Below are 9,957 nucleotides of genomic sequence, written 5' to 3'. Positions count from 1 at the left end.
CCTCAACGATAACACCCTTGTAGATTACAGCAATCCTATCTGAAATAAAGCGAACAACTGATAAGTCGTGAGCGATAAATAGATAGGTCAAGCCAAGTTCTTTTTGGAATTTTTTCAAAAGGTTCAAGACTTGGGCCCGTACAGAAACATCCAGAGCGGAAATTGGCTCGTCTGCAATCACGAAATCAGGTTGCATAACCAAGGCGCGGGCAATACCAATCCGTTGACGCTGACCACCAGAAAATTCGTGGGGATAGCGTGTCAAATGCTCCGCTAAAAGTCCCACTTCATTGATGATTTCTTTAACTTTCTTTTGGCGTTCTTCTTCATTCTCAAACAAATGATAATTGTAAAGACCTTCTGAAATGATATAGTCAACAGTTGCGCGTTCATTCAAACTAGCAGCTGGGTCTTGGAAAATCATCTGAATCTTACGAATCAGTTCTGCTTCTTCTGATTTAGATTTCTTTCCATTGATTTTTTTACCTTCATAGTAAATATCCCCAGCACTTGTATCATTCAAGCCGATAATCGCACGGCCAATCGTTGTCTTACCAGAACCGGATTCTCCTACCAGCGAAAAAGTTTCTCCCTTGTTAATAAAGAAATTAGCATTTTTTACTGCGACGAATTTCTTACTTCCTTCCCCGAAGGAAATTTCTAAATCTTTAATTTCAACTAATTTTTCAGTCATTTCCTTCCTCCTAAGCTTCTAAGTGATTGAAGCCCATTTTTGAACGAATTTTATCATGCAAGTTATTGATAACTTCTGGTTTTTCAACTTTTGGCGCATTCTCATGCAAGAGCCAAGTCTTGGCCCAATGGGTCTCTGATACCTTGAACGCAGGTGCCTGTTCCTCAAAATCAATTTCCATTGCATAATCAGAACGCAAGGCAAATGCATCACCTTTAATGGTCGAATAAAGAGATGGCGGGGTACCTGGAATGGAATAAAGTTCCCCATCTGCTGAAGCTAATTGTGGTAAGCTTGAGAGCAGGCTCCATGTGTAAGGATGTTTTGGATCATAGAAGACTTCCTCAACCATTCCGTACTCAACGATTTCCCCAGCATACATAACCGCAACTTTATCTGCAATACTTGCCACAACACCAAGGTCGTGAGTGATAAAGATGGTTGTAAAATGATACTCTTGCTGAAGTGATTTGAGCAGGTCAATGATCTGCGCTTGAATGGTCACATCCAAAGCCGTTGTAGGCTCATCACAGATTAGAATATCTGGACGGCAAGCCAAGGCGATAGCGATAACAATCCGTTGACGCATCCCGCCAGAATATTGAAACGGATACTCTTCAAAACGTTTTTCAGCGTTCGGAATACCAACCTTCGTCATGTAGTCAATAGCCATTTCTTTGGCTTCTTTACTTGTTTTTCCTTGGTGTTTGACGATGACTTCCGTGATCTGACTTCCGATTGTATTGATCGGATCCAAACTAGTCATAGGATCTTGGAAAATAGTCGCGATTTTAGCACCACGGATGGATTCCCAATCTTTGTTGCTCTTTAGGGACGTTAAATCGACTCCTCGGTAATCAATGGTTCCTTGCGCTACACGGCCGTTTTCTTCTAACATTCCAGTAAATGTTTTTGTCAAAACAGATTTACCTGAGCCAGATTCACCAACCAGGGCAAGAACTTCCCCTTCAACCAAATCAAGGGAAACGCCTCGAATGGCTGTCAATACTCTGTCACGAACGTCAAATTCCACGACAATATCGCGAGCAGTCAATATTACATTTTTATTTTTTGTCATGTCTACTCCTATCTATGTGTCCGTGGATCACTTGCGTCGGCTAAGTTTTGACCAACTACGAAGAAGGTCAGGGATACCAAAATCAATGTTGTCAATGGAATCCAGAAAAGGTAAGCATTGGTGGTTACGTTTTGTGAATAGTCAGAAATCAAGCGTCCCAAACTTGGTACTGTTACAGGAAGTCCCAGTCCAAAGAAAGACAAGAAGGCCTCGTAAGAGATAAAGCTTGGAAGCATTTGAGAAGTCGTGGTCACGATAACAGACACCAACTGTGGCATAATATTTTTGGTTACAATTTTAAGAGTTGGTGTTCCCAAAGTACGAGAAGCCAAATTGTACTCCAAATCACGGTAACGCATAATCTGAATACGAATTGTATAAGCAATCCCTACCCAACCAGTGATAGTCATAGCGAAGATTAAGTTCCAGAAACCGGCACCAATTGAGTAGGTCAGGACGATGACAATCAAGAGAGCTGGAATATTTGAAATGATATTGTAGACTTCCATCATGACACGGTCAACTGCTTTGGAAATTCCCCAGATAGCACCGACGATAATTCCAATAAGCAAATTAATAACTGTTGCGATAATAGAAATCAGGATGGAATTCCGCGCACCAAACCAAACTCCGTCAAACAAAGATTTACCATTGCTGTCTGTACCGAACCAGTACTCCCCGCTGGGCTTGATATAACGCATACTAAAGTCATTTACTTTGCTCACATCATTGAAATCGAAATCTGAAAACATTGGATAAATGAAACTCATCAGAACAATGGCTATCAGAATACCTAGCATCACAATCGTTGATTTCTTTTTAAAGAATTGACGCATAACTGAGCGCCAATATGAATAAGCCGGTGCATCAATCGTTTCAGAGGCAAAATCGTCACGTTTGACAAATTGGAATTTACTTTTATCAATTGTAGCCATTATTTACCTCCTTTAGATGTTAATTTAATACGTGGGTCAAGTACTGTCATCAAGATATCACCTAATAAGAGGGCAAAGATTGAAAGACATGTAAAAATAAATACGAGACCAACTACCATGGAGTTATTAGATGCTTTAACGGAGTCAATCAACATTTTCCCCATACCAGGAAAGGCAAAGACTGTTTCCGTCAGGGTAGCACCTGCAATGACACCAACGATAGAAGCTGGAATACTAGATACCAATGGTACCATAGCATTTTTGAAAATATGTTTGTTAGAAATTTCTTTTTCAGAAAGACCTTTGGCACGTGCAAAACGTACAAAGTCTTGTGACTGCAAGTCAATCATATAACGACGGATCCAGACCGCAGTCCATGGTGCACTCAAAAGACCAAGGATAACAGCTGGAAGAACATATGAACGCCAATCGCTTGCTCCCAAAATCGGGAAAGAATCGGGAAGACCGACCGTAGAACCGGCTAAGCGAACAATGTAAACAAGCGCGATGGTTGGCAGTGACATCATGAAAGTCAGGCCCCCAGTAGATATACTGTCAAACCAAGTGTTTTTCAAACGCGCCATATAAGAACCAAGCGGAACAGCAATCAAATAAGAAATCGCCACACCAATCAGACCGATAATCGCCGAGCTGACAATCATCGATGGATTTTGATAGTTGCTTTGAGTCGCTGTATAGGCATCACCTTTACCGTATTTCGCAATATCTTGTGAATCCGCTTTGCTCGGTGTTTTATACGTCCGAGAATAGATATTAACGGATGAAGTTTTCTTACCTGTTGGAAATTGAACTTCGGAAGATTTTGTTTGTCCTTGACCTTGTGTGATAACCTGAAGAACAGGAATATTAGCATAGGTAGGATAAGAATTTCCTAAATTAAAAGTAATGAAGTTCTGATGAATATATGGAAATTGTCCATTGAAGTAAAGCAGGTATTTATGTTTCGTACCCGAACCAACTACAGACCAGCCTACTGCTGGGTCATTTTCAAAACGAATATAACGTTCTAGATTTGGATTGTCTTTATCTTGAACAACATTAGGATGATCAATTTGGATCAGATTAGCATAAAATTCAAATACGCGTTCATAAACTGGAACTTCACGTACTGCATAGAATTCCTTGCTTTCAGAGAATTGATACAGTTTCCAACCATTTCCAATTTTTGCAATATAGTCTTCGTAAATCTTTTTGTTTGCATCTGTTCCTTCAGTAGTAACTGCTGGATTCTCTTTACTTGCTTTTTCTTGTAATTCCTTAGTATCGTAATAATCAACATAGCCCATGCGTTCAAAGATGGTATTTTCATAGTTTGCCTTCTTATCTTTCGTAGTAGCTATCTTGTTATAATTGGGGTCTTGTCTAAAAATCAACCTTCTTGGAACCATGGTATAGATGATGGTATAGGTTAGGGTCGTTACCAAGAAAATCGACACGATTGAGCGTAAAATACGCATTAAAATGTATTTTTTCATTTATCGTTTCCTTTAAATTTCAAAAGAACTTTCTCTCGCTATCAGAGAAAGTTCTAGTGAACGATTTATTCTACATGACTTTCGAGATCTTTTTGTGCTTTCGCATTTGACTCTTCTTTTTCTTTCAGCCATTTTTCACGAGCTGAATCATAGTCTTTCTTAGTAACAGTATCTGACTTCAGTTTCATATACTTAAAGTATGTGGAAGACGTCTTGTTACCAGTTTGCGCATAGGCACCAGAGAACGGCTCAACACGTGATAGGAATGGTGCTGCTCCAGGATTTGCCATCAACGGAACAACCAGAGAATTATCTGTCAGCCATGCTTGAGCTGCCGCATATTTTTCGTAGCGAGTTGCAACATCTGATGTTTCTTTGCCGGCTTCATCCACCAAGCGGTCAAATTCTTCCATACCGACTTGTTTAGCAGCCGCATTGTCAGCTCCTTCAAAACCAAGGTAGGTCTTTGTCGTTTCAGCTGCTGTAGTTTTCAAAATGTCTAAATAAGTTGATGGATCTTGATAGTCAGGGTTCCAACCAACTGCCGTTGAGATATCCCAGTCTTCGCCAGCAGCATTTGGTGCGTAGTAAGTAATGTTGTAAAGATCATCTTCTGACATTTGTTGAATATCTACAACAACATTCTCAGCTCCCAAAGTCTTTTCAACAGATTGTTTGAGTGACTGCGCACGGTTAACCATTGGTTTAGAAGTCTGAGCCACTGGAAGATCCAGATGGATTGGGAATTCTACTCCCTCTGCTTGCAGGGCAGCTTTTGCTTTTGCAAACTCTGCTTTTGCCTTCTCAGCATTAAAGAGACCATCTTGGCCGTCGTCTAAGTTAACACCTTTCCACTCATCCCCCAAGGCTGCAACTTTTTCTTCAACAACATCACCAAAGGATTTTTCTCCGACTTGGACAAATGTAGGTGGTACATAAGTATTGCGGACGGCATAAGGAGCACCCTCTTCACCATTGATTTGTGCTGAGTATGATGTACGGTCGATGGCAAAGTTCAAGGCTTGACGGAAGTCTTTATTGAGGATAGCTTTCTTGGTAGCAGATTTCTGTGCATCTGATGTCTTGCTAGTATGGTTGTAGCTTTGACGATCAATATTGACACCCATAACCGCTACACCAGCACTTGGTGGTGTGAAGAAGATATTGTCTTTGAATTCTTTTTCCACACCTGCATAGTTTGAGCTGGTCGGATAGAGACGTGCTACTGTATAGACACTGTCTTTGAAACTGCGAGCTAAAGAATCTTGGTCCTGTCCATCAAAATAAGACAATTTGATGGTATCGATATGGACATTTTCCTTATCCCAGTAGTTTTCGTTCTTTTGGTACTCAACTGCTGACTTAGCCGTGATAGACTTCATCAAGAATGGTCCGTTATAGAGAATAGAAGTTGGGTCAGTTGATTGACCAAATTTATCACCTTGTTTTGTCAGGAATTCTTCATTAATTGGCCACATGATTTGTGACGTTGTTTTTGAATTCCACTGTGGTTCAGGTTGATTGAGAGTGTATTGAAGGGTATGATCATCAACTGCTTTGACTCCAACAGTAGAGAAGTCTGTTGTTTTGCCATTCACATAGTCATCCAAACCTTTTACAGATTGTTGAACGAGATAAAGAGCTTCAGATTTCTTGTCAGCAGCGTGTTTCAAACCAGTCACGAAGTCATGAGCTGTTACAGCACCGTATTCTTCGCCTTCTGAAGTATACCATTTGGCATCTTTACGGATTTTATAAGTATAAGTCAAGCCATCTTTAGACACAGTCCATGACTCAGCAACAGAAGGAACAAAGTTTCCATACTGGTCATTTTCTAGTAGACCATCCACGCCATTTGTCACAAAATCAGCTGTAGATGCTTTACCAGATGTCACATAGTCCAGTGTTTCTGGGTCCGCAGTATATACATAGTTATAGGCAGTTGATGCACCTTTTGATGAATTTGAACTTGAACAAGCAGCCAAGACTCCTACTGCAAGAAGACTTACTCCAGCTAATGCCAGAACTCTACTTTTACGCATAATCGCTCTCCTTTAGTGAGTGTTTTTTAGATTTATTTAATATTATATCATATCTAGATGCAAAAGTAAACTTAATTTTCTGAACATTCACGCCAAATGCGTTGAGTTCACTTTCTCTATTGCCACAAAAAGAACCTCATCATTGCATTGCGAATGATGAGATTCTGGAGGCTTTATTTCACATGGTTTTCTAATTCTTTTTGGGCTTTAAGATTAGATTCTTCTTTTTCTTTTTCCCATTTTTCCAAAGCTTTTTGATAATCTGTTACCGTCAAGATTTTATCTTGAAGCTCCATTCCCTTAAATACATAGATATCCCCTTTAATACCTACATAAGAGTAAGCTTTAGTAAATGGCACAACTTTTTGAACCATTGGAGAACCACCGCCAGAGATGGATGGAATCACAACTGAGCTGTCGGTCAACCAAGCTTGAGCAGCTGCATATTTGGTGTAACGAGCATTGGTATCTTGCTTTTCTGCATCCGCTTGTTCCAAAAGTGTCTTGTACTCATTCAAGCCAACTTTAGAAGCAATATCTTGACTTTGACCTTTTGTCAGACCAATATTATCCAAGATATCCCCTGTTTCTGGGTTAAAGATATTGAGATAAGTAGATGGATCTTGGTAATCTGCTGACCAGCCAGACATATTGAGGTCATAGTCTTTTTGAGCAGCTGTTTCAGCGAAATAAGTTGAGTTATCAAAATCATCTGTTGACATCTGATGCACATCAATCACAACATTTTCTTGTCCAAGAGATGCTTCGACAGATTGTTTGAAGGAATTGGTCCGCTGCACCATGATTTTATCTGTCTGATCGACTGGTACATCTAGGTGAATTGGGAATTCAACTCCTTGGGCTTGCAAGGTTTCCTTAGCTTTAGCAAATTCTGCCTTAGCCTTGTCCAGATTGTAAATGCTGTCCTGCCCATCAGCTAGTTTGACCCCTTTCCATTCATCACCGTAAGAAGTCAGCTGTGCTTCAACGACATCTGAGAAGTCCTTGCCATCCACTTGCACAAAACCAGGAGGCACTAGCAGTGTTCTGATAATCTTGGTCGCGCCGTCATTTCCATTCATCTGTGCGCCAAATGATGTACGGTCAAAAGCAAAGTTGATTGCCTGACGGAAGTCTTTGTTTTGAATCGCTTCTTTGCTGGCAGCTTTTTGTGCATCTGTCTTAGAAGTGTGGTTATATGCCTGACGATTTAGGTTAAAGCTATAGAAATAGCTAGTTGAATTTTGTGGAGAAAAGATGATATTGTCTTTATATTTCTTTTCTACTGAGGCATAATTGGAGCTGGTTGGATAGAGGCGAGCCTGAGTATAGGCACCGTCTGTGAAGTTGCGCACCAATGATTCTTGGTCAGAGCCATCATAATATGTCAGCTTGACATCTTCGATCTTCACGTTATCCTTATCCCAATAGTTTTGGTTTTTAGAATATTCAATAACAGACTTGGAAGTGTAAGCCTTTAAGATATATGGGCCATTGTAGAGGATACCTGAAGGACGCACCGTACCAAAGTCTTTTCCTTCTTTATTGAGGAAGTCTTCGTTAATCGGGAAGAGAATCCCCATCGTCGTCTTAGAATTCCAGTAGCTTTCTGGCTGGTTCAAGGTATACTCTACGGTATGATCATCGATTGCTTTGACACCTACAGTAGAGAAGTCATTATTTTCCCCTTTGATATAAGCGTCTAAGCCCTTGATAGAAGTTTGCACAATTGGCAATGCTTCTGATTTCTCATCTGCAGCGTGCTTGAGACCCGTTACAAAGTCTTGAGCTTTGACATCAGCGTATTCTTCACCATCTGCTGTGTACCATTTAGCATCCTTACGTAGCTTATAAGTATAAGTCAAGCCGTCTTTAGACACAGTCCAGTCCTCAGCCAACGATGGTACAATGTTACCATATTGATCGTTTTCTAAAAGACCGTCTACCAAATTGGCAATAATGTCAGATGTAGAAGCACGATTGGAGTTCACATAGTCCAATGTATCTGGATCTGTACTATAGACATAGGAATATGTCTTTGCTGAGCTAGCACCAGAATTACCACAGGCTCCTAAAAAGAGCGCTGATGCAGCAACTAGGCCAGTGATTGCCAACCATTTAGATTTTTTCATGAGCAAATCTCCTTCTCAAGTATTTTGTATTATTATACATTATTTTCAACCAAAAACAAAGAGTAATCTAGAGAATTAGCAAATTTATTTTTCCTATCAAGCCTTTTTAGAGTTAAAATCAAGAGATTGTTAGAAAAAATTTGAATTTCTCGTCTTCTTTTATAAAAATACGATTTGTTTCATAAATAATAAATCGTCGCAATCTTTTTAAAAATCATTTCTCATACAAGAGCATTTTTTATGATACAATGGAATTAATCTTACGTTAGGGGAAAGAAATGAAAAAATTATTATTGATTTTATTCCTAATCATTGGCATGGGAGCAGCAACTGTTAAAGCAGATGAGTATGACCTTGCTGCTAAGAGTGCCATCGCTGTTGACGCTTCCTCTGGAAAAATATTATACGAAAAAAACTCGACAACTCCAATCGAAGTCGGATCAATTACCCACCTTTTGACAGCCTATTTAGTTTACGAAGCGATTTCAGAAGGGAAATTAAGCCTTGATACTGATGTCGATATTTCCGATTACGCCTATAATCTGACAGCAAATCCCTATATTACGAACCTACCTCTTGAGGCCCGCCGCTACACAGTCGAGGAATTGCTGGAAGCCTCCCTGCTAATCAGTGCCAACAGTGCTACAATCGCTTTAGCAGAAAAAGTTGCTGGAAGTGAAGAAAACTTTGTCAAAATGATGAAAGACAAACTAAAAGAATGGAAGATCACTGACGCCATTATTTTAAATGCTACAGGGACCGATACCCGATTACTGGATGGAACAATTGATGAAAATAACACAGTTGATTCAACTGAATCAACCGAAATAAGTGAAAAAAAATCCAAAGACAAAAAAGATAAAGACACCGAAAATAAATTCAGCGCTTATGCACTTGCTGTGGTTACCTATCACCTACTAAAAGACTACCCTCAAATTATTGATATCACCTCTAAACCTAAGGGAAATTTTGCAGGGATTGAGCTGGGAAATTACAATCTTATGCTTGAAGGGCTGCCTAGTTTTCGCTCTGGAGTAGATGGATTGAAAACGGGAGGTTCTGAAAAGGGTGGGGCTTCATTTGTAGCTACCACTACAGAAAAAGGGGTTCGGCTCATTACAGTTGTTTTAGGGGTTGAACAGGAAGCCAATGATCCCTATATACGATTCAGCCTTACTTCCAGCCTGATGAGTTACGTCTCTCAAAACTTCGTCCAAACCGTGCTTGTGCAAAAGGGAGAAGCTTACAAGAGCTCTCAAGTAAACATAAAGGATGGAAAGCAGAATACTGAGGTTGCCGTCGCAAGCGAGGACTTCGTTATTATAGAGCGAATCGGTAACCAAGCTGAAGCAAAACTGAAATTTTCTGCTGAACACCCAGAGTTTCAAGCACCTATGAAAAAGGGCACTGAGATTGGTACATTGACCTATATAGACCCTGAGCCTATCGGACAAGGCTATTTAGAAAATAAACAACCCTCCATCTCGATGGTAACAGGAAAAAAAGTTGAAAAAGCCATCTTTTTTAAAGTCTGGTGGAATGACTTTGTCCGTTTCGTAAACGAAAAATTATAAAGAATG

The 9,957-nt window shown here is 40.0% G+C and carries 7 protein-coding genes; 1 reads left to right on the top strand and 6 read right to left on the bottom strand.

The annotated features are described in order from the left end of the window. From STRDD04_RS06435 to STRDD04_RS06410, 6 genes are all read right to left on the bottom strand, one after another. The coding region (locus tag STRDD04_RS06435; RefSeq protein ID WP_231853902.1) for an ATP-binding cassette domain-containing protein at window positions 1-694 on the bottom strand (694 nt) is incomplete at its 3' end. Window positions 695-704: 10 nt separating this feature from the next. After that, complete coding sequence (locus STRDD04_RS06430; RefSeq protein WP_062200417.1) at window positions 705-1,772, bottom strand: ABC transporter ATP-binding protein; 1,068 nt, start codon at window positions 1,770-1,772, stop codon at window positions 705-707. 8 nt (window positions 1,773-1,780) lie between these two features. Beyond that, window positions 1,781-2,707 (bottom strand): oligopeptide ABC transporter permease OppC, encoded by a 927-nt coding sequence (gene oppC, locus STRDD04_RS06425; RefSeq protein ID WP_062200415.1) that lies wholly within the window; start codon window positions 2,705-2,707, stop codon window positions 1,781-1,783. Continuing rightward, window positions 2,707-4,203, bottom strand: coding sequence for an ABC transporter permease (locus tag STRDD04_RS06420; RefSeq protein ID WP_062200412.1), 1,497 nt, complete (start codon window positions 4,201-4,203; stop codon window positions 2,707-2,709). The genes oppC and STRDD04_RS06420 overlap by 1 nt, the downstream gene beginning before the upstream one ends. 65 nt (window positions 4,204-4,268) lie before the next feature. Further along, window positions 4,269-6,245, bottom strand: a complete 1,977-nt coding sequence (locus STRDD04_RS06415) for a peptide ABC transporter substrate-binding protein (protein ID WP_062200409.1) — start codon at window positions 6,243-6,245, stop codon at window positions 4,269-4,271. Between the two features lie 173 nt (window positions 6,246-6,418). Next, on the bottom strand, window positions 6,419-8,377 hold the full coding sequence (locus STRDD04_RS06410; protein WP_062200406.1) for a peptide ABC transporter substrate-binding protein: 1,959 nt from the start codon (window positions 8,375-8,377) through the stop codon (window positions 6,419-6,421). 278 nt (window positions 8,378-8,655) lie between these two features. On the opposite strand from STRDD04_RS06410, the gene pbp3 reads away from it, so the two are divergent. Further along, entirely contained in the window at window positions 8,656-9,951 is a 1,296-nt protein-coding gene (gene pbp3 / locus STRDD04_RS06405; RefSeq protein ID WP_062200403.1) for a D-alanyl-D-alanine carboxypeptidase PBP3, read from the top strand. Window positions 9,952-9,957 lie beyond the last annotated feature (6 nt).

Origin of the sequence: Streptococcus sp. DD04, assembly GCF_001578725.1 — a bacterium.
GTDB lineage: Bacteria > Bacillota > Bacilli > Lactobacillales > Streptococcaceae > Streptococcus > Streptococcus sinensis.
This window is presented reverse-complemented; position numbering and strand designations above follow the sequence as displayed.

Bases quoted from the DNA above. Each gene is read 5' to 3' on its own strand.
- STRDD04_RS06420 (WP_062200412.1), bottom strand. From the start codon at position 4,203: ATGAAAAAATACATTTTAATGCGTATTTTACGCTCAATCGTGTCGATT.
- STRDD04_RS06430 (WP_062200417.1), bottom strand. From the start codon at position 1,772: ATGACAAAAAATAAAAATGTAATATTGACTGCTCGCGATATTGTCGTG.
- STRDD04_RS06410 (WP_062200406.1), bottom strand. From the start codon at position 8,377: ATGAAAAAATCTAAATGGTTGGCAATCACTGGCCTAGTTGCTGCATCA.
- oppC (WP_062200415.1), bottom strand. From the start codon at position 2,707: ATGGCTACAATTGATAAAAGTAAATTCCAATTTGTCAAACGTGACGAT.
- pbp3 (WP_062200403.1), top strand. From the start codon at position 8,656: ATGAAAAAATTATTATTGATTTTATTCCTAATCATTGGCATGGGAGCA.
- STRDD04_RS06415 (WP_062200409.1), bottom strand. From the start codon at position 6,245: ATGCGTAAAAGTAGAGTTCTGGCATTAGCTGGAGTAAGTCTTCTTGCA.